18 protein-coding genes are annotated in these 21,413 nt (G+C 62.1%); all 18 read left to right on the top strand.

What is annotated here, in order from left to right:
* Positions 1–16 precede the first annotated feature (16 nt).
* Positions 17–1,081, top strand: coding sequence for a phenylalanine--tRNA ligase subunit alpha (pheS, locus tag H3V08_RS03790; protein ID WP_198181648.1), 1,065 nt, complete (start codon positions 17–19; stop codon positions 1,079–1,081).
* Positions 1,082–1,087: 6 nt separating this feature from the next.
* Positions 1,088–3,694, top strand: coding sequence for a phenylalanine--tRNA ligase subunit beta (gene pheT, locus H3V08_RS03785; RefSeq protein ID WP_198181647.1), 2,607 nt, complete (start codon positions 1,088–1,090; stop codon positions 3,692–3,694).
* A 27-nt stretch (positions 3,695–3,721) separates the two neighbouring features.
* Positions 3,722–4,360 (top strand): DUF4190 domain-containing protein, encoded by a 639-nt coding sequence (locus tag H3V08_RS03780; RefSeq protein ID WP_198181646.1) that lies wholly within the window; start codon positions 3,722–3,724, stop codon positions 4,358–4,360.
* A 191-nt stretch (positions 4,361–4,551) separates the two neighbouring features.
* Positions 4,552–5,628: an N-acetyl-gamma-glutamyl-phosphate reductase gene (gene argC / locus H3V08_RS03775; protein ID WP_198181645.1), complete on the top strand. Its 1,077-nt coding sequence runs from the start codon at positions 4,552–4,554 to the stop codon at positions 5,626–5,628.
* Entirely contained in the window at positions 5,625–6,794 is a 1,170-nt protein-coding gene (gene argJ, locus H3V08_RS03770) for a bifunctional glutamate N-acetyltransferase/amino-acid acetyltransferase ArgJ (protein ID WP_198181644.1), read from the top strand. The genes argC and argJ overlap by 4 nt, the downstream gene beginning before the upstream one ends.
* Positions 6,795–6,844: 50 nt before the next feature.
* The gene (argB, locus tag H3V08_RS03765) at positions 6,845–7,801 is read left to right on the top strand and encodes an acetylglutamate kinase (protein ID WP_198181643.1); all 957 of its coding nucleotides are present in this window, start codon (positions 6,845–6,847) and stop codon (positions 7,799–7,801) included.
* Entirely contained in the window at positions 7,782–9,101 is a 1,320-nt protein-coding gene (locus H3V08_RS03760) for an acetylornithine transaminase (RefSeq protein WP_198181642.1), read from the top strand. The genes argB and H3V08_RS03760 overlap by 20 nt, the downstream gene beginning before the upstream one ends.
* Before the next feature lie 102 nt (positions 9,102–9,203).
* Positions 9,204–10,181: an ornithine carbamoyltransferase gene (gene argF / locus H3V08_RS03755; protein ID WP_198181641.1), complete on the top strand. Its 978-nt coding sequence runs from the start codon at positions 9,204–9,206 to the stop codon at positions 10,179–10,181.
* Positions 10,178–10,711, top strand: coding sequence for an arginine repressor (locus tag H3V08_RS03750; protein WP_198181640.1), 534 nt, complete (start codon positions 10,178–10,180; stop codon positions 10,709–10,711). The genes argF and H3V08_RS03750 overlap by 4 nt, the downstream gene beginning before the upstream one ends.
* Before the next feature lie 109 nt (positions 10,712–10,820).
* On the top strand, positions 10,821–12,059 hold the full coding sequence (locus H3V08_RS03745; RefSeq protein WP_033490304.1) for an argininosuccinate synthase: 1,239 nt from the start codon (positions 10,821–10,823) through the stop codon (positions 12,057–12,059).
* A 77-nt stretch (positions 12,060–12,136) separates the two neighbouring features.
* Positions 12,137–13,627 carry an argininosuccinate lyase gene (argH, locus tag H3V08_RS03740; protein ID WP_198181639.1) on the top strand — a complete coding sequence of 497 codons (1,491 nt, stop codon included), beginning with the start codon at positions 12,137–12,139 and terminating at the stop codon, positions 13,625–13,627.
* Positions 13,628–13,749: 122 nt separating this feature from the next.
* Complete coding sequence (locus H3V08_RS03735) at positions 13,750–14,484, top strand: SGNH/GDSL hydrolase family protein (RefSeq protein WP_198182113.1); 735 nt, start codon at positions 13,750–13,752, stop codon at positions 14,482–14,484.
* A 133-nt stretch (positions 14,485–14,617) separates the two neighbouring features.
* Positions 14,618–15,949 carry a tyrosine--tRNA ligase gene (tyrS, locus tag H3V08_RS03730; protein ID WP_198181638.1) on the top strand — a complete coding sequence of 444 codons (1,332 nt, stop codon included), beginning with the start codon at positions 14,618–14,620 and terminating at the stop codon, positions 15,947–15,949.
* A 15-nt stretch (positions 15,950–15,964) separates the two neighbouring features.
* Positions 15,965–18,091, top strand: coding sequence for a tetratricopeptide repeat protein (locus H3V08_RS07505; RefSeq protein WP_232340108.1), 2,127 nt, complete (start codon positions 15,965–15,967; stop codon positions 18,089–18,091).
* A gap of 3 nt (positions 18,092–18,094) precedes the next feature.
* Entirely contained in the window at positions 18,095–19,171 is a 1,077-nt protein-coding gene (locus H3V08_RS03720) for an HAD-IIA family hydrolase (protein WP_198181637.1), read from the top strand.
* 4 nt (positions 19,172–19,175) lie between these two features.
* Positions 19,176–19,439, top strand: coding sequence for a hypothetical protein (locus H3V08_RS03715; RefSeq protein WP_198181636.1), 264 nt, complete (start codon positions 19,176–19,178; stop codon positions 19,437–19,439).
* Complete coding sequence (locus H3V08_RS03710) at positions 19,426–20,235, top strand: TlyA family RNA methyltransferase (protein WP_198181635.1); 810 nt, start codon at positions 19,426–19,428, stop codon at positions 20,233–20,235. The genes H3V08_RS03715 and H3V08_RS03710 overlap by 14 nt, the downstream gene beginning before the upstream one ends.
* Positions 20,236–20,357: 122 nt before the next feature.
* Positions 20,358–21,386, top strand: coding sequence for a LacI family DNA-binding transcriptional regulator (locus tag H3V08_RS03705; RefSeq protein ID WP_198181634.1), 1,029 nt, complete (start codon positions 20,358–20,360; stop codon positions 21,384–21,386).
* Positions 21,387–21,413 lie beyond the last annotated feature (27 nt).

Here is a 21,413-nt window from a genome sequence, read left to right as displayed (position 1 = left end):
GGTGAAAGGTCCCAAGGTGGCAGAGGTAGAGTTCGACCCTACAGCAGTGACGGATGAGGTCAGCGAGGGTATTGGGAAAATACGGGAGGCCTCCGATCTGGAGGAGCTGAAGGCGCTCAGGTCCCGCTACTCGGGTGCCGACTCCGCCATGGTCAGGGCCAGCAAGGCCATCGGTGTCCTGCCCGCAGACCAGAAAAAGACGGCCGGGCAGCTCGTGGGCAAGCTCAAGGCCGATTTCGGTAGGGCCTACGGTCTCAAGGAAGGGCAGTTGCGCCAGGAGGAGGAGACCCGTCGTCTACGGGCCGAGCGGGTCGACATGACCCTTCCTGTCGAGCGCAAGCCCCAGGGCGCACGTCATCCCCTCTCCAAGCTGATGGAGGACGTGGAGGACTTCTTCGTCTCCATGGGCTGGCGCATCGCCCAGGGTCCTGAGCTTGAGGCCGAGTGGTACAACTTCGACGCCCTGAACTTCGGCCCTGATCACCCGGCCCGCCAGATGCAGGACACCTTCTACGTCAAGGGAAACCAGGCCAAGGATGCCGCCGGCTTCGTCGGGTCCAATATGGTCATGCGCACCCATACCTCCCCGGACCAGGCACGATCCCTGATAACCCGTGGTGTGCCGCTCTATGTAGCCTGCACGGGCAGGGTCTTCCGCACCGATGAACTGGATGCCACCCATACCCCCGTCTTCCACCAGTGCGAGGCCCTTGCTGTCGATGAGCATCTGACCATGGCCGACCTCAAGGGAACCCTCGACAAGTTGGCCGTGGCTATGTTCGGTCCCGAGGCCCGGACGAGGCTGCGTCCCTCCTACTTCCCCTTCACCGAGCCCAGTGCCGAAATGGACCTTTGGTTCCCCGACAAGAAGGGTGGACCCGGATGGATTGAGTGGGGCGGCTGCGGTATGGTCAACCCCAATGTTCTGCGTTCCGCCGGTGTGGATCCCGATAAGTACTCGGGGTTCGCCTTCGGCGTGGGGATGGAGCGGACCCTCCTGCTCCGCCATGACATCAACGACATGCACGACCTGGTCGAGGGTGACGTGCGGTTCAGCCAGCAGTTTGAGATGGGGGAGTGACCCGATATGCCGATGGTAGATATTGATTGGCTCAAGGAACATGTCGAGGTTCCCGGTGATCTGACCTATCCGCAACTGGCCAAGGACCTGGTCCGGGTCGGTCTTGAGGAGGAGGAGATCCACCAGTCCACGGTGACCGGACCCATCGTGGTCGGTTACGTGGTCGATGCCGCCCCCGAACCCCAGAAGAATGGCAAGGTCATCAACTGGTGCCATGTCGACGTGGGTGAGACCTACAACGCCGTTGATGAAGACGGGAAGAAGGTTCCGCGGGGAATTGTCTGCGGTGCCCCCAACATGGCCGCCGGTGAAAAGGTCGTCGTGACCCTGCCGGGCGCGGTCCTTCCCGGTGATTTCAGGATCGAGCCGCGGAAGACGTATGGACACATCTCGGATGGCATGTGTGCCTCCGAGCGTGAGCTGGGACTCGGCTCGGACCACAACGGTATCATCCTCCTGCGGCAGTATGGGTTCACCGATCAGGAGTACGAGGACCTCAAGCCGGGTGATGATGCCATGGCCCTGCTCCACATGGACAATCCGGTTCTGGAGATCAACATCACCCCCGACCGGGGTTATGCCTTCTCCTACCGTGGAGTGGCTCGCGAGTATCATCACTCAACCGGTGCCGCCTATACGGATCCGGTCTTGGAATTGAACAAGGCCCTGCCTCAGGCGGTCGACCAGAGTGACCAGGGAGCCGTCGAGGTGCGGATCGAGGATGACGGCCCCATTCACGGTGTGCCGGGATGCGACCGCTACTACGTTCGTCCGGTCCAGGGCTACCGAGCCGGGTCCGCCACCCCCGCCTGGATGCGTAGGCGGCTGACCAGGGCCGGGATGCGCTCCATTTCACTTCCCGTGGATGTGACCAATTACGTCATGCTGGACCTGGGCCAGCCCCTGCACGCCTATGATGCGGACAAGATCGAAGGTCCTATTGTGGTTCGCAGGGCCAGGCAGGGAGAACGTCTGACCACCCTCGACGGCAAGGACCGTGAGCTGAGCACCGAGGACCTGCTGATTACTGATTCACCCAAGGGCGAGGCCGGTTCCCGAATCCTTGGACTGGCCGGTGTCATGGGCGGTCTCTACGGGGAGGTGACCGACCAGACACAGAACATCCTGATCGAATCGGCCCACTTCGACCAGGTGACCATCGCCCGGTCGGCCCGTCGTCACAAGCTGCCCTCCGAGGCTTCCAAGCGCTTCGAACGTGGGGTGGACCCCCAGATGCAGCCTGCTGCTGCGCAGATGGCGGCCGGGCTTTTGCAGGAATTCGGAGGCGCCAGGATTGGCGCCAGGCCCGTGGATGTGAATCGGACCGGTTCCGCGCCGGCGATTGATTTCGATCCTGCCCAGGTGGCCCGACTGACGGATCTGGATACGGACCGTGACCAGATCGCCGCCATTCTGGAGGATATCGGCTGCCGGGTCGAGTCTGTCGATGACCGGACCCTGTCCGTTACGCCGCCCTCATGGAGGCCCGACCTGGGCGAGGCATGCGACCTTGTTGAAGAGGTGGCCCGTCTGGTCGGTTATGACAGGATTCCGACCAACATCCCCTCTGCCAAGGTCACGGGTGAAGTGGGTCTGACGGGCCGTCAGCTCCGGAAGCGCTGGGTGGCCGATACCCTGGCTGAATATGGGCTGACCGAGGTGCTGGACTATCCGTTTGTCGGCAGGCAGGACCTGACGGCCTTCGGCTACGATCCCGACCAGGAGGAGACGGTCAGTGTCGAACTGGCCAATCCCATGGCCGCTGACCGTCCATTCCTGAGGCGATTCCTCATGCTGCCCCTGGCCAATACCGTGGCCCGGAATCTGCGGCGGGGCAACACCAATGTCTCGCTCTTCGAGGTTGGATACACCTTCACCCGCGATCCCAAGGCTCCGGCTGTGCCGACCCTGCCTGGGGGCACCCGTCCCAGTGACGAGCAGCTGGCCGATTTGGATGCCGGACTGCCAGTGCAGCGGTTGCACGTAGCCGCCTTGCTGACGGGTCTGGCCCAGGAGGATGGGTGGCTCAAGGACAGGCGCCAGGTGGACTGGACCGACGGTGTCGAATCGGCCCGCCGGGTCCTGGACCGTCTTGGTGCCCGGTACCACCTGGAGCAGCCGGATGCCGACCAGGTCCCTGTCCAGTGGCATCCTGGCCGTGCCGCGCAGGTGGTCCTTGATGATGGAACGCTCGTGGGCATGGTTGGAGAACTCCACCCGCATGTCATTGCGGCCCTGGACTTCCCCGATCACTCCGCGGCCTTCGAGCTGGACCTGGATGAGATTTTCGATCATCTGGACTTCGAACCACTTCAGGCCAAGCCCATTTCGACCTTCCCGCCGGTCCGTCAGGACCTGGCCTTCACGGTCCCCGAATCGGTCACGGCCGATCAACTGACTTCCGCCATCAGAGAAGCCGCGGGGACTAGTCTTGAGTCCATTGAGCTCTTCGATGTCTTTACCGGCGACCAAATCGGTCAGGATGCCAAGTCCCTGGCCTTCGCGGTCACCTTCAGGGCTCCGGACAAGACCCTGACATCGGAGGACAGCGAGGCGCTGAGGGGTGCCATCGTGGCGAAAGCCTCGGAGCTTGGCGCGCAGTTGCGTGCCTGAGCCTGAACACGGATAAGAGGGGACGTGATGGACATGGAAGACCAGCAGGGAAGTCAGAACTTCCGCGAAGCCGGTCAGGCCGACCAGACCCAGCCCCAGTACGGGCAGCGTGTGGAGCCGGCATACGGCGCACGTGCCGACCAGTACCCGGGCTGGAACCCTTATGTCTTCGGGAAGCCCGACCCTGAACCCGATAAGCCCGAAAGCGGGTCTGCATCGGATGCGGGTCGTCAGCCATCCGTCGGACAGGGGGTACCCGGGTATCCCACGATGAATGGCCAGGGCAATCCCGGGAATGGGCCCAGACATGTGGTCAACGGTATCGATCTTGATGATCCTGCCCAGAATCCCAGCTATGGTCATTGGGACCCGTACGCCATTATTTCCTTCGTCATGGCCCTGTTCCTGCCGGTTCCACTGTTGTCGGCCGTCTTGGGGGGAATCTCCATCTACCGGACGCGGGTTCTGCATATGAAGGGATTCGGTCTGGCTCTTGCCGCCATCATCCTCAACGTGCTGTACACCCTGGGTTGGCTGTGGATGGTTGTTTCCGGGGTTTCCGTGGATGATCTGACCAGGCAGATGCTTCAGTCGGCCATACCGTCCCTGCCAGGTGATTCCGGTGGTACCGTCGGAACCGGCGGCGCAGACGGGGTGAGCGCTTGAAGGACCGGAGACGTATCGGATACGGTGCGGCCTGAAGCAGGTTGTTCGTGATGATGAGGACCGTTCGAACGCAATGTTCGGGCGGTCCTTTCGTATTCCTGCGAGTTCGAGGGCGACACGCCGAACTGCATAAATATGCAATAACGTGCATGAATATGTAGTATGGTTGGTGGTCGGTGAGGGGAGCGGATATGAAGGAATACTCGGTGGCGGTGGCTGGAGCCACGGGCTATGCCGGAACCGAAGCGGTCCGGTTGCTCTGTGGTCATCCTGCATTCAGGGTCGATACCCTGACCGGGGCATCCTCGGTGGGGGACTCCTTTGCATCCCACTCGCCCCATATCCCGGCCTTGGCTGATATGCCCATACAGGAGACCCGGGCCGACGTTCTCAACGGGCACGACATCATCATCATGGCCCTGCCGCACGGGCGCTCAGGAGCCCTGGCCGAGGATTTGGATCCTGAGGCCCTGGTGGTGGATCTGGGGGCTGATCATCGACTGGAAAGCAGCGGGGACTGGAATGACTACTATGGTGGTCCCTTCCATGATCACTGGTCATACGGCCTTCCTGAACTCATGCTCGGCGGAGGCGGGAAGCAGCGTGATCGTCTGGCCGGGACCCACCGGATTGCCGGCCCGGGATGCAACGTAACCGCAGTGACCCTGGCCATACAGCCTGCCGTATCGGCCGGGCTGGTTCGGACCGATGACCTGGTTGCCGATCTGGTTGTGGCCTATTCCGGAGCGGGGAAGACCCCGGGCAGGGTCGATCTTCTGGCCGCGCAGGCGCTTAATTCAGCCCATCCCTACGGGGTCGGCGGGGCGCATCGGCATATTCCCGAGATAATTCAGAACCTCAGGCATGCCGCAGGTTCCGATGGTGTCCGGACCGAATTCAAGCTAGGGTTCACTCCGATTCTGGTGCCCATGTCGCGGGGGATACTCGCCACGGTATCGGCCCCTCTGACCGAGAGGGGGTTATCCCTGTCGGAAGAGGAAGTCCGATCCATCTGGATTGAAGCCTATGCGGGAGAGCCCTTCGTCCAGCTCCTGCCTGAGGGGGTCCTGCCTTCGACGGCGGATGTGCTGGGATCCAATGCGGCCCAGATACAGGTTGTCCTGGATAAGCGGGCGCAACGACTGATCGCTTTTGCTTCCATTGACAACCTGATCCGGGGAACCGCCGGTCAAGCCCTGCAATCCATGAATCTGGCCCTGGGCCTACCTGAACAGACGGGATTGACGACCATAGGAGTGGCACCATGAGCGTGACGTATGCGGCAGGATTCCAGGCAGGGACCGCCAAGGCCCATCGGCCAGGCGGGTCGGAACGGAAGAACCTGACCATGATTGTGAATCAGGGGCCCATGGATACGGCGGTGGGAGTCTTCACGCCGAATCGTTTCCGGGCGGCACCGGTCATCTGGACCGAACGCATCCTGACCGACGGCCATGCGGGGGCTGTGGTCATCAACTCGGGGAACGCCAATGCCTGCACAGGGCAGGAGGGGCTTGAACAGACCAGGAACACAGCCATCAGGGCTGCCGGCCTGTTGGGGCTGGAACCGGAACAGGTGGCGATTTGCTCCACCGGCATCATCGGTCATCTGCTCCATTTGGATGCCATCCTCTCCGGAGTGGACCAGGCCCATGCCGACCTGGCCGGGGATGATCGGGCCGGCGCCAATGCAGCCAAGGCCATCATGACCACCGACACCACCAGCAAGACCGTCACCCTCGACGGGGCGGGCTACCGGCTGGGCGGCATGGTCAAGGGGTCGGGGATGATAGCTCCGCAGCTGGCCACGATGATCTGCCTGATGACCACCGACGCCGTCCTCGATCCCGTCCAGGCGCGGACCGCACTCAGGAGGGCCTGCGATACCAGCTTCAACCGGATAGACGTGGACGGGTGCATGTCCACCAACGACACCGTTCTCCTCATGGCATCCGGTGCTTCGGGCGTCCGGCCCGACATGGAGGAGTTCCAGGCCCTTCTCGACCACGCTTGCTCCGACCTGGCCCGTCAGATCATCGGTGACGGAGAGGGCGCCCATCACCAGATACGTATCCGTGTCCAGGGGGCCGACGATGAGTATGCAGCCCTTGCCTGCGCCAGGGCTGTGGCGGGGTCCAACCTGCTGAAGTGTGCCGTTGCCGGAAACGATCCGAACTGGGGCAGGGTGGTCTCTTCCCTGGGTACCGTTCCCGAATCCGAGGCGGCCTACGATCCGGCGCGGGTCAGTGTGGACTTCAACGGCATCAGGGTATGTGACGGGGGCAAGCCGGGTCAGGACCCCGACCTGGTGGATCTGACCCTCCCCGAGGTCCACATCGATATCGACCTGCACCAGGGGTCGGCCCAGGCCGATGTGTGGACCGATGACCTGACACACGATTATGTTGCCATCAATGCCGACTACACCAGCTGATGGCAAAGGGCGGAACCTTGGGGACGATCACCGAATCGAAGGAGGGGGCGATGTGTGGACAGCCGGATTTGCAGACCGGAATCCATGCCGATCTGGATGATGACCGGAAGGCGGAGGTCCTGATAGAGGCCCTGCCTTGGCTGGAGGAGTTCAGTGGCCAGCGGATTGTTGTCAAATACGGCGGGAACGCCATGGTGGACGAGCACCTGAAACGGTGCTTCGCCCAGGACATGGTCTTCCTTCGCCAGGTAGGGATGCATCCCGTGGTCGTCCATGGAGGAGGCCCGCAGATTACCCGGATGCTTGACGCTCTGGGAATCGAATCCGTCTTCCGCGGTGGTCTGCGGGTCACCACCCCTGAGACCATGGAAGTGGTGCGGATGGTCCTGACCGGGCAGGTCTCTCGGGATCTGGTCGGTCTGATAAACACCCACGGTCCCCTTGCGGTGGGACTTTCCGGAGAGGATGCCTCCCTCTTTTCGGCCAGCCGGTGCCGGCCCCTGGTTGACGGTAAGCCCGTAGACGTAGGACTGGTCGGTGAGGTGGTTGGGGTGGATGCCTCCGCCGTAGAGGACCTGATCGAGGCCGGGAGAATTCCCGTGGTCTCTTCGGTGGCTCCCGATGAAAACGACCCCACCCAGGTATTGAACGTCAACGCCGATGCGGCGGCAGGTGCCCTGGCCTCGGCCCTGGGTGCCAGGAAGCTTGTCATCCTCACCAATGTGGAGGGGCTCTACCGGGAGTGGCCCAAGAAGGAATCCCTGGTATCCAACATCGGCACCGACTATCTTGAAGAGGTGATGGACCGGATGCAGGCCGGAATGAGGCCGAAACTTGAAGCCTGTGTACAGGCGGTCCGGGGCGGGGTGGAGGAGGCCCACATCATTGACGGGCGCCGACCCCACTCCATTCTCAATGAGATTTTCACCAAGAACGGCATCGGGACCATGGTGGTTCCCGGCGACGGCATAAGAATGAGGGGGACCCATGACCACCGGGGCGAGTAAGGCCGGAACAGGGCAGACGGGGAAGGCCGCCTGTGCCTTGGTTGAAACCCCGGTCGGTCCCTGCAGCCGGGACTGGCTGAAGCGTTACGGCCATGCCCACATGAATGTCTTTGGCAGTCCGGCAAGGGTCATGGACCATGGTCAAGGTGTCCACATCTGGGACCTGGATGGGAATCGCTACCTGGATATGATGGCCGGGATCGCCGTCAACTCCGTGGGGTATGCCCACCCCGCCTGGAACAGGGCGTTGGAGGACCAGGCCTCCCGCATGGCCCATATCAGCAACTACTTCGCCTCCAGGCCGCAGATCGAGCTGGCCGAACGCCTCCTGATCATATCCGAGGCACCGGAGGGCTCCCACGTTTACTTCGCCAATTCGGGAACCGAGGCCAATGAGGCCGCACTCAAGATGGCCCGGCTCCATGGCAGCGGTCTACTGTCCGGAAAAGGCGGAGGGCCAGGCAGAATCGTCGCCCTGACCAGGGGATTCCACGGGCGCAGCATGGGGTCGCTGAGCCTTACCTGGAAACCGGGTATCCGGGAGCCCTTTACGCCCCTTGTCCCGGGTGTGGAGTTCGTTCCGGCTGGAGATATCGATGCCATGGAGTCGGTTTTCGCGGACACGGCCGGGGGACCGGTGGCAGCCGTCATCATGGAACTGATCCAAGGGGAAGCCGGGGTCAGGCCGCTTGACCCCGCCTATGTTTCCGCGGTGCGCAGCCTCTGCAATGACCACTGCGCCCTGATGATTGTTGACGAGGTCCAGACAGGCATGGGTAGGACCGGATACTGGTTCGCCTTCCAGGACCCGACCCTCTCCGGAGGAGTCAGGCCGGACCTGGTGACCTTTGCCAAGGGGGTGGCAGGCGGTTTTCCCATGGGGGGTGTCATCGCCTTCGGGCAGGAGCTGTCCGACTTGCTTGCTCCGGGCCTGCACGGGTCCACCTTCGCCGGAAACCCCCTGGCCTCCGCACTGGGGTTGGCCACGCTCGATACGATTCAGAACGAGGGTCTCCTTGAGAATGCCAGGACGGCCGGCAGTCGGCTGCGTCAGGGAATGATGGATACGGGGAATCCACTCTACGCCGGCACCCGGGGGAGGGGCCTCTTGGATGCGGTCCAGCTGAACCATCCCTGCTCGCATGCCTTGGCGGCCTGGGCTCTTGACCACGGGCTGATTGTCAATGCTGTGGCTCCTGATGCCATACGCCTGGCACCGCCCCTGATCATCGGGCCGGGCGATATAGACCAGGCTGTCGGTATTCTGGCCCAGGTACCCGGTGATTTGCCCGATGATTGATTGGTGCCGACCGGTATATCAGGAAAGGCGGGCAGCGCCCACCGGGTGTTACGGGCGCATCAAGGCTAATGGAAACATGTGGAAAGGAAACGGAGGAAACCGATGGCAGACAGACTGAGGCACATGCTCAGGGATGACGATTTGAGCCATGACGAGCAGGCGGAGGTATTGAAACTGGGTCTGGCCTTCCGTCAGGACAGGTACCTGGCCCGCCCATTCGAAGGTCCCCAGGCCGTGGCCGTCATCTTCGACAAGCCCAGTACGCGTACCAGGTCCAGCTTCTCCGTTGGGGTTGCCGAGTTGGGTGGATACCCCCTGGTCATCGACAAGGACGGCTCCCAGCTGGGTAGGGGTGAGCCTGTGGCGGATACGGCCCGGGTCCTGACCCGGATGACATCCGCCATCGTGTGGCGCACCTTCGGACAGGATCGGGTGGAGACCATGGCGGATGAATCCACCGTCCCTGTGGTCAACGCCTTGACCGATTCCTTCCACCCCTGCCAGATACTGGCCGACTTCCTGACCTTGGCCCAGCACCGGGGCGGGGTGGATGCCCTGCAAGGGATGACCATCGCCTATCTGGGCGACGCTGCCAACAACATGTCCAACTCGTATCTGCTCGGTGGGGCGGTCGCCGGGATGCATGTCAGGGTGGCCGGTCCCAACGGTTTCCTGCCTGACCCGGGCATCGTCGAAGAGGCCAGCGCCCTGGCCGAGCAGAACGGGGGATCCGTCCTGGTCACCACCGACCCGGTCCAGGCTGTCGACCAGGCGGACTGCGTTTTCACCGATACCTGGGTATCCATGGGGGAGGAGGACCAGGCCGCAACCAGGTCCAAGCCTTTCTGGGACTACCAGGTCAATGCCTCGCTGATGGACAAGGCCAAACCGGATGCCCTCTTCCAGCACTGCCTTCCGGCATATCGGGGCAAGGAGGTGACCGCCGATGTCATTGACGGCCCAATATCCGTGGTCTGGGATGAGGCGGAGAATCGGCTCCATGCACAGAAAGCGCTCCTGACCTGGCTGGTGGCCCAGTCCACCGGGCGGATGGACCTGATTGAGGGGGTGTGCCGATGAGGCCGACTTCCAAGGTGGCCCGCCTGGATGCCATTCGGCAGGCTCTGGCCCGTACCCGTGTCAATTCCCAACAACAGTTGGCCGACATTCTTGAGGAGCAGCAGATCGATGTGACCCAGGCAACCCTGAGCCGTGATCTTGATGACCTGCATGCCACCAAACTGCGCTACCCCGACGGAACCATGGCCTATTGGATTCCCGACGCCACAGACCAGTCCGCCCTGGAGGCGGGGGTGCCGGTCGGAATCGATGCCGGATCGGAGAACAAGACCGACCTTTATCTCTCCAAGGTCCTGACCGGTCTGATTACTTCGGTGGTGCAGGCCAAGAACCTCCTGGTGGTCAGAACACCGGCGGGTGCGGCCCAGTATGCGGCCTCCGCCTTGGACCGGCAGCCCCTGGAGGGCATCCTGGGCACCATCGCAGGGGACGATACTGTCCTGATCATCGCCGCGGATGACGCCAGCGCCAAGAGTCGTGCAGACTGGCTTCTCTCCATCACCTCGGGTGAGGACACCCCCTCCGCCTGAGGGGGCATCGGAGCAGTGATCGAGCCACGCGGCCGGCAGGTCAATGCAGGGAACCGTACGCGCAGAAGAATCGTCAAGCCAAACAAGCACCAAGGAAAGAAGCAGAGTCATGAGTGAGAAGAACCGCATTGTACTTGCCTATTCGGGCGGTCTGGACACCTCGGTGGCCATCCCCTACCTGAAGGAGCGCACCGGTAAGGACGTGGTGGCCGTCTCCTTGGATGTTGGTCAGGGCGGGGAGCGCCTCCAGACCATCAAGAAGCGGGCCCTGGACTGTGGGGCTGTGGAGTCCTACATCGTCGATGCCCGTGACGAGTTCGCCTCGGAGTACTGCATGATGGCCCTGAAGGCCAATGCCATGTATGAGGGCGTCTACCCGCTGGTATCCGCCATTTCCAGGCCCCTGATCACCAAGCACCTGGTCAGAGCCGCCCACCAGTTCGGGGCCGACACCATCGCCCACGGTTGCACCGGCAAGGGGAATGACCAGGTCCGTTTCGAGGTATCGATCATGTCGATAGACCCGACCATCAAGGCCATCAGCCCGATTCGGGATCTGGGTCTGATGCGAGATGTGGAGATTGCCTACGCCAAGGAGCACAACCTTCCCATCGAGCAGACAGAAAAGAGCCCCTACTCCATAGACCAGAATGTCTGGGGGCGGGCCATCGAAACCGGCTATCTGGAGGACCCTTGGAATGGTCCCACCAAGGACGTCTACTCATACACCGAGGATCCGGCCTTCCCCCCGGTCGAGGATGAGGTCACCATCGACTTCGAGAAGGGCATTCCCGTCAGGATTGACGGCAGGGAGGTGACCCCCCTTCAGGCCATCGAGGAGATGAACCGACGTGCAGGTGCCCAGGGTATCGGACGGGTCGATCTGATCGAGGACCGCCTGGTCGGCATCAAATCCCGGGAACTCTATGAGGCACCGGGCGCCATCGCCCTGATTACCGCCCACCAGGAGTTGGAGAACTGCTGCCTCGAACGTGAGCAGCACCGGATCAAGCGCGACATCGACAAGCGGTGGGGAGAGCTTGTCTACGATGCGCAGTGGTTCTCGCCTGCGGTCAGGTCCCTGAACGCCTTCATCGAGGAGACCCAAGAGTATGTCAGCGGCCAGATTCGTATGATTCTGCATGGCGGGAGGGCTGTGGTGACCGGGCGGCGCTCCGACACCTCCCTGTACGACTACAGCCTAGCCACATACGAATCCGGAGACAGCTTCGACCAGAACGCCTCCAACGGGTTCATCGAGATCTACGGTCTGCCCGACAGGGTCGCCGCCGCCAGGGACGTCCGCTTCGGCAAGGGTGTTGAGGTGCCCGGGCAAGCCGTCGAGTAAAGGGACCCGGAACAGGAACAGGGGTGCGCTCGCAGGAGGGTGGTCATGGCTTGCGGGTGCAGGGAAGAGGAGAAGAGATGCAAGAGGCTAATCAGGACGCGAAGAGTCCCCAGGACCAGGGAATGGCCCTTTGGGGCGGGCGGTTCAGTTCCGGGCCTTCGCCGGAGCTTGCCAGACTCAGCAAGTCGACCCAGTTCGACTGGCGGCTGGCCGATGACGACCTGGCAGGTTCACGTGCCCATGCCAGGGCCTTGGCCGGAGCCGGTCTCCTCACCTCGGAAGAGCTGAAGACCATGGAGGAGGTACTGGACCGACTCCAGGATCAGGTTGATTCAGGAGCCTTCACCCCCAACGAGTCCGATGAGGACGAGGCCACAGCCCTTGAACGTGGTCTGATTGCCCTGGCAGGCGACCAGCTGGGTGGGAAACTGCGTGCCGGCCGCTCGCGGAACGACCAGATAGCGGCCCTGATTCGCATCTGGCTGCGCCGTCATGCCCGTATCGTGGCCGGGCAGATTCTGGCACTGGCCCGGGCTCTGATGGACCAGTGCCGAAAGGCCGGATCCACGGTCATGCCTGGACGGACCCATATGCAGCATGCCCAGCCCGTCCTCCTGTCACACCAACTCCTGGCACACGTCTGGCCCCTGATTCGCGACTTGGAACGACTGGTGGACTGGGATAAACGGGCCGATGCCAGTCCGTACGGGTCGGGTGCCCTGGCCGGAAACACCCTCGGCCTGGACCCCGAGGCCGTGGCACATGAGCTCGGATTCTCCAGGGTCAGTGCCAACTCCATCGACGGAACGTCCGCCAGGGATGTCGTGGCCGAGTTCTCCTTCATCGCAGCCATGGTTGGGGTGGATGTCTCCCGTCTGGCAGAGGAGGTCATCATCTGGAACACCCAGGAGTTCGCCTTCGTCCGCCTGGACGATGCCTACTCGACCGGTTCATCGATCATGCCGCAGAAAAAGAACCCCGACATCGCAGAGTTGGCCAGGGGGAAGGCCGGCCGTCTGATCGGTGATCTGACAGGTCTTATGGCCACCTTGAAGGGACTGCCCACAGCCTATGCCCGGGATCTTCAGGAAGACAAGGAGGCGGTCTTCGACCAGGTCGATACCTTGGAGGTGCTCCTGCCGGCCTTCACGGGGATGATCGCCACCCTGACCTTCAACAAGAACAGGCTTGAGGACCAGGCTCCCACAGGGTTCGCCTTGGCCACCGACCTGGCCGAATGGCTGGTCAAGCAGGGCATTCCCTTCAGGCATGCCCACGAACTCTCCGGGGCCTGCGTCAAGCTGGCAGAGGGGAGGGGCTGCGAGCTTTGGGATCTGACCGATCAGGACTTCATCCGGGAATTCCGGAACTACCTGCCGGACGATCAGGCTCCGAAGGTGCGCGAGGTTCTCTCCGCGGCTGGTTCCGTACAGGCCAGGAATGGTCGCGGTGGCACCTCGCCCGGACGTGTGGCGGAGCAGATGGAGGAGGCCGGGAAGCTCCTGGATGACCTTGAACAATTCGCCAGGTCGACTTCCGATGGCCCCGCCTACCATTCTCCCCGGTGAGTCTGGGCCTGTCGCCTGAGATACAATGCCATCTCGGTATATAAGGTGAGGCGGGCTCCGGCCATCTGTGTGGTCTGTGGGTCCGCTGATTCCTTGATTTTCAAGGGAAGGCAGTGGTAGGTATGAACCCGGTGGTGCTGGTCGAGGCCTGGTGGGCCAAGCATCATGTGAAGTTGGCGGCGGAACCGGCGGGGGAACGCCAAGGGATCTGTTCGGTGCCGGAGGGGTCGGATACCCACCATTCCGGGGCCGGTCCGCTGACCCTGGTCGTCATTGGAGACTCCATGGCGGTCGGATGTGGCGTTACGGATCAAAACCAGGGATTCATTCCCGCCATCGCGCAGGCACTGGCATCACGTATGGGCAGATCGGTGCAATGGTCGGCCCACGGTCGGCTGGGGGCCACCATCCGGCGGGTGCGTTACCGGCTTCTTCCGGGCTTCACCGGCCATGCCGACCTTCTGGTGGTTTGTGCCGGTTCCAATGACATCATGGCCAATAGGTCCTGGGATGAATGGCGGACCGATCTGGCCGCCACCATCGAAGAGGCCAAGTCCAAGGGGAACCGGGTCCTGGTCCTCAGTTCGGGCCAACTCTATCGCGATCCCGCCCTGGGCAAGGCCCTGCGGGCTGAGGTGGAGCGGCGGATCGACCGGCAGACCGCGATCAGCAAGGAGGTCTGTGCCCGGGCGGGTGTGACCTACGTGGATGCCACTCATGACGATGTCGGTACGGACCGGGAGGACTTCTGGGGTATCGATCACTTCCATCCTGGGCGTGAAGGCTATCGACGCATGGCTGGTTGTGTGGTGGGCAAGTTGCCCGAGTCCTTCATATCTGAGCTCCGTGCCGCCTGATCGGACCTCCGACGTCCCGTCATGCTTTTGGGTGAAATATCAGGCCTGAAAGCGGGTCTCGGTGTCGCCCTCATTTGCAAGAATGGATAGGTTACGACTACATTCACGATAATTTGATAGGGAGTTGCCTCACATGGCGCAGGTCACTGATTTCAAGGAAGCGGGCTTCGACTCGCTCTTCGACGAGCTCAAGTGGCGCGGTCTCATAGCCCAGTGCACGGATGAGGCCGAGCTCAAGAAGACCCTGAGCGATGAATCGGTGACCTATTATTGCGGATTCGATCCGACCGCCCCCTCCCTTCACGTGGGTAATCTTGTCCAGCTGCTCAACATGCGTCACCTCCAAGCCGCAGGTCTCCATCCCATAGCCGTGGTCGGCGGTGCCACCGGGCTGATTGGCGATCCCCGCCAGTCGGGGGAGCGGACGCTGAACCCCAAGGAGACCGTTTCCGAGTGGACTGAGCGCCTGCGCAGGCAGATTGGCCGCTTCCTGGATACCGAGGGCGAGCAGGCTGTCCGTTTCGTCAACAACTTCGAGTGGACCGGGTCCATGAGCGTCATCGACTTCCTGCGTGACGTGGGCAAGAACTTCCGCATGGGGACCATGCTGGCCAAGGACACCGTGGCGCGCCGGCTCAACTCCGACGAGGGGATCTCCTTCACAGAGTTCAGTTACCAGGTTCTGCAGGGCAATGACTTCCTGGAGCTCTTCGATTGCTACCACTGCACCCTTCAGCTGGGTGGAAGCGACCAGTGGGGGAATCTGACCTCCGGGCTCGACCTGATCCGCAAGGTTCGTGGAGCCTCGGTCAATGTCATGACCAGCCCACTGATTACGGATTCCCAGGGCAAGAAGTTCGGCAAGTCCGAAGGGAACGCCGTCTGGTTGGACTCGACCATGTTCAGTCCCTACCGCTTCTATCAGTTCTGGTTCAACCAGCCCGACGACCAGGTGGTCAAGCTTCTGAAGACCTTCACCTTCCTCCCCAAGACCAGGATCGAGGAACTGGAGCGTGAGGTGGCCGCCAATCCTGGAGCCCGCGAGGCCCAGAAGGTCCTGGCCTGGGAGGTCACCAGCTACGTACACGGCGATCATGCCGCCCAGGGGGCCATTGATGCCTCCGGTGCCCTCTTTGGCCGTGGAAAGACCCTGGAGGAGTTGGACGAAGATGTGCTCGACAGCGCCCTGGACGGCCTCAAGGTGGAGGGAGCCGACGGTAGTCGGGTCTTCGCCGCCGCTCAGGTTGGACAGCGCGTAGCGGAGGCCGGAGTTGGTGCAGGCCTTTTCAAATCGGTATCCGAGGCCCGGAAGACCATCAAGTCGGGTGGTCTCTATCTGAACAATCAGCGGGTGGAGGACCAGGACATGGTCCTGGACGAGAATGACTTTCTGCATGGGCGCTTTGCCCTGATTCGCAGAGGAAAGAAGGCCTTGGGCGCTCTCGAACGCCAGGCCGCCAAGTAGGAATAAAGGACACAGATGGCAGAAGAATACAATCACTCCCGCAACGACCGGGGCCACTCCGACGGCCCTCGCTCGGGAGGTTTCCGCTCCGGCGGCCAGCACTCGGGCTACCGCGGCAAGGGCGGCTACAAGGGCCACGGGTCCTCGGATTCCAGGGGTGGCGGCTATCGCGGAGGTTCCCGTTCAGGCGGGTTCCGTCACGGCAGGGATGACTTCCACGGCAATCGTGACCGGCAGGAGGGCCAGGGCGGTGACCGCAGGCGCGATGACCGGCAGGGTTCGTACCGCCATAACGACCATGACCGTCGTGATGATCGGCGCTCCGGGTATGGTGACCGCCGGCAGGATGGTGACCGCCGTGGTGGCTACCAGGGTCGCCGCAACGAGGGCAACGGTCATGGCGGATACGACCATCGCAGGGGGTACGACCGCCGCGATGGTGACGATCGTCGGGACTTCCGGAACAGGGATAATCGTGATGACCGCGGGGGCTACCGCTCCGACAACAGGGATCGCGACGGATACCGTGGCCGTTCCGGTGGTCGTGGCGGGTACGGCTCCAACCGTGGCGGCGGCTTCCATGACCGTCGACAGGGTCAGGATCGTGGGTATCAACGCCGAGACGATCGGCGTCAGGATGACAGGCGCCGTGAAGACGGGCATCAGGGCCAGGACCGCAGGTTCGAGCGTCGTGATGACCGGGGTGGATTCCGCAGGGACGACAACCGCGGATATTCACGGGGCAATGATCGCCGCAACGACCGCCGTGATGACAGGCATGGGAATGGCCGTACCTATGGTCGCAGGGATGACAACCACCAGCGTCGTGATGACCGTGGGTATCAGCGCCGCGACGATCGTTACGACAATCGCAGGTCCGGCGGCTACGGCGAGGGTCGCCGGGATCGAAACGACGATCGGCGCCGCGACAACGGCTTCGACCGCCATGGTGACCACAGGGACCAGCGCGGCTACAACAGGCGCGACGACCGTGGCGGCAACCGTGGCTATGATCGGAGAAACGATCGCGGCGACAACCGCAGGGGCTTCTATCAGCGGGACCGCCACGAAGGATATGACCAGGCCCGCCGCAATTCGGACGGAACCATCTCCTATCCCTCGCAGAATCCGTATACGGACCGCCGTCCGGGCGAGCCGAAAATGCCCAAGGGCCTTGAGTGGTCCATGCTCTCCAAGGATGAACGTGAGCGTCTGCGCGGTCTGAGCAAGGAGCATGCCGAGAACATAGGCCTGCATGTCCTGGCCGCCTACGCCCTGGAGGAAAGCGATCCGGAGGGTGCGCTGGACCACGCCAAGTGGGCTGCCAGGCAGGCTTCCAGGATTGACCTGGCACGGGAGACCCTGGCCCTGGTGGCATACAGGCAGGGCGACTACAAGCTGGCCCTGAAGGAGTTCCGCACAGCCTATCGGATGAACGGGTATCAGGATTATCTTCCCTTCATAGCGGACTGCGAGCGGGGACTGGGCAATGCCCGCAAGGCCATTGAAGAAGCCACCTCGGAAGAGGCGCAGAGACTGACGGGTGAGTCAAAGGTCGAGATGTTCCTGGTCTATGCCGGTGCCCTTGGCGATCTGGGTCTGTGGGACAAGGCCATTGAAACCGTTCAGGCACTGGTCAAGGCCAGAGGGCTGAGCGGGGACTACCGGATGCGCGCTGTCCAGGCTGAGCAGAATTTCCTGGATCAGGCCGGAAGGTCCGAAGATGCCTTGAAGCTTGAGCCTCTCCTGGAGAAACTCGAGGCACAGTACGCCGACGAGGAAGAGGACCCGGACGCTCCCCCCAAGGAGATTCTGATTGACTATGACCTGGAACATCTGGATGACTCGATGATGGAGGAACTCTCCATCGATCCAAGTGAAGGCGACTATCTGGATGAGCTGGATTCGCAGCGGTCCGGCGCCTTCGTCTGGGGTCAGGATACCGTCCGACCCGAGGTCATCCCGGCCCAGGTCGGCTGGATCCCTTCGGTCATTGCCGGTCAGGGCAAGAAACAGAACGATGCAGAGATTGACGGCAATCCTGAGCGCTTGGGCGCCACCCAGGCTCCTGTTGCCGATGAAGTCCTGGAAGATCAGGCCTCAGACGATGCAGGCCAAATGGGCCAGACCTGGGAGGATTGATCGATGACCGTATTCCTGAAAGGTATCGAGACCTCACCGTCCCGGACCTACCGTCTGGCCCTTTTGGACCTGGACGGTGTGGTCTACCGCGGTGCCGACCCCATCAGGAATGCGGCCACGGGTATATCCCAGGCCGAGTCGCAGGGGATGACCATTTCCTATACCACCAACAATGCGTCAAGAACCCCGAAAGTCGTGGCGGACCAGTTACGTGGATTCGGGCTGGAGCTCGATGACCGTCAGATTGTCACCTCCTCCATTGTCGCTGCCAGGATGCTTCGCCATAATCTCCATGAGGGGGCCAAGGTCCTGGTCATCGGCGCAGACCATCTCCGCGAGGAGGTCAGGGCCAACGGGCTGGAAGTGGTGGATGCGGCAAGCGACCATCCCGAAGCCGTGATTCAGGGTTGGAACCCCAAACAGAACTGGGAAGAGCTGGCGGAAGCCGCTTACGCCGTCGGGCAGGGTGCCCGCTTCTTTGCGACCAACATGGACAGGACCATCCCTCGGGAGGGGGGTATAGCCCCGGGGAACGGTGCCATGGTCGAAACGGTGGCAATCGCCAGTGGCAAGTCACCGGAGGCTTCGGCCGGCAAGCCCGAGTCTGCCATGTATGACGAGGCCCGACAGATGCTGGCCGACGGAGCCGAGCCGATTCCCGCCAAGGAGTGCCTACCGGTTGGTGACCGGTTGGATACCGATATCGAGGCGGCCAATCGGGGCGGGTATGATTCCCTGGTCGTTCTGACCGGCGTGGCCAGTGTCGAGTCCATCATCCTGGCTGAGCCCAGATATCGTCCCACCTACATCAGCGCTGACCTGCTCGGGCTGGTTACGCCGCACGCAGCCCCCGAGAAGTCTGCCGATCAGATATGGCATTGCGGGCGCGCCGCGGCTGTTCTGAGGGAGGGGACTGTGGAACTGCATTCCTCCGAGGCACAGGATGATGTCGAGATCACCTACGATCCCAGGACGGATCTGGATGCCGTTCGGGCCAGTGCTTGCGCCGTTTGGGAGTACATGGACCAGGGGCACGATGTGCACGACCTGGGTCTTCCCCAATTCAGAATCGGTGCCTGACCATATGGACAACCAGGGAACCGACCAGGGTGGCAGCAAGGCTACCCCCTTGAAAATGATGGCCCGAGCTGCCGGTGAAGCCGGATGGGTCGATGCCTCCTCATCGCAGGAGCCGACGGCCCGCGGGGAGAATGCTACGGCCATGAAGGAGCTGGTCGGGCGATTCCCCGAGTTGGACCACATTGATGACTTGGGTCTTGAGGAACAGGTCAAGGTATATCAGAGTGCCCTTGCCGCACTCCAGAAGGAGTTGCATGGTCAGGACTGATTTCACCGAATCCTTGGAAGATGCGGGGTCGGGTGCCCAGGTCGTAGAACCGGGTCGTCTGGATCGTGCCATCCAGGATCTGGGACTTGCGGATTCCCGCTCCAGGGCCCAACGGTTGATTCAGGACGGATCGGTGCGCCTCTCGGGCACCGTTTGCACAAAGCCGTCGACCAAGGTGAAGACAGGCGAACTGATCGAGGTCGACAAGGGGCCCGACTATGCCTCCCGTGGTGCCTATAAGTTGGCCGGTGCCTTTGAAGCCTTCGAACCCATGGGGCTACCGGGGCCGGAAGGCCGTCATTGTCTGGACATCGGTGCTTCAACCGGTGGTTTCACAGATCTCCTTCTACGCAGGGGGGCTAGCAGGGTGGTTGCCCTGGATGTGGGGCAGGATCAGCTGATTGACCGAATTGCCCAGGATTCCAGGGTCCTTGAGATGAGCGGCGTCAATATCCGCGATGTCGGACCTGACGATCTGCCCTACCGGCCGGACTATGTGGTCTCTGATGTCTCCTTCATCTCCCTGACCTATGTGATTCCCGTCCTGCCGGCCCTCGTTGCCCCGGATACCCACTGCCTCCTCCTGATAAAGCCCCAGTTCGAAGTCGGCAGAACGCTCCTCGGCCACCATGGCGTGGTCACCGAGGAGGATCGTCGTGTCCAGGCTGTGGAGCGTGTGACCAGGTGTGCCGAGGAGTCCGGCTTCGAAGTCAGGGGGCGGATACCGTCGCCCATTACCGGAGCACACGGCAATATCGAATACCTGCTCTGGCTTTCGAGCGGTCCCAGGCCCTGATACGTCGGTAGCCTGATTGATTGATGGCCTGCCGCATACCCGGCTGAGGCGGGCCGGCAAGGTCACCGGTGACCAATGCTATATTGGTTCATGCCCAGTTTCCCCTTGTTGCAGGAGGTCACGTGGCCGGAATCAAAGACGTTGCCGCTCAAGCTGGAGTCTCTATCAGCACCGTTTCGTATGCTCTCTCAGGAAAGCGTCGGGTCAGCGACGAGACCAAGCTGAGGGTCCTGGAGGCTGTACGTCTTCTGGACTACCGCCCGAAGAAGGGGGCGGTCATGCTTCGGCAGGGGGCGCGGACCAGGTTGATTGCCCTGAGTTCCCCCATGCACAGCTATACCGACTACAGCAACTACGCCACCTTCTTCTTCGCCGTCGTGGCCAGGGCTCGCCGATATCGCTACAACGTGGTCCTGCTGACGGATGAGAACGAGGAGGATGAGCTTCTGCGCATGTCGTACAGCGGCATGGTTGATGGAGTTCTCCTGCTGGACGTCAACACCGACGATGAACGGGTGGCGCATGCTCGGACCTCCATGGTGCCTTATGTTTCAATCGGTTGTGCCGAGAATCATGCCGATGTCGTTTCCGTGGACATGGACTTTGAGTCCATGGGCAGGATGGCCATGGATGAGTTCTACCGGTTGGGGCACAGGGAGGTGCTTTTTATCGGTGCCAGTGAGGAGAGCTACCGGTTCGGTTCCAACTTCCTCGTCAGGACAAGGGAGGCCATCGAGTCGCGCGCAAAGGTACTGGGGGTGCACCTGGATTTCAGGTATTCCACCGGGGATGACGCCAGGCACGTAGAGGAGGTCATCGCTGAGGCGTATAAAGCGACACCGGGGATTACTGCGATCATGGCCCAGACCAACATCAGCCATATGAATAACGTCATCGGCTCTTTATCCAGGCGCGGAAAATCCATCCCCGGCGATGTATCGCTCCTGGCCCTGAGCACCTTCGGCAATGCGTCGGTTATGGAGCGGCCCATCGATGAAATCCCCATGCAGCCCAACAAGACGTGCTCGCGTGGGGTGGATATGCTCATGGATCGGCTTGAGGGGCGCAATCTGAGCCTTGGGTCCGTTGAACTGATTCCCTCGAATTACCTGCGGCGGGGGTCTGTCGGGCCTGTTTCCACCAGAGGATGAGCCTTTCGGCGGTCAAATAGAAGCTCC

Source organism: Bifidobacterium sp. M0307, from assembly GCF_016100445.1.
Classification (GTDB): Bacteria; Actinomycetota; Actinomycetes; order Actinomycetales; family Bifidobacteriaceae; genus Bombiscardovia; species Bombiscardovia coryneformis.
This window is presented reverse-complemented; position numbering and strand designations above follow the sequence as displayed.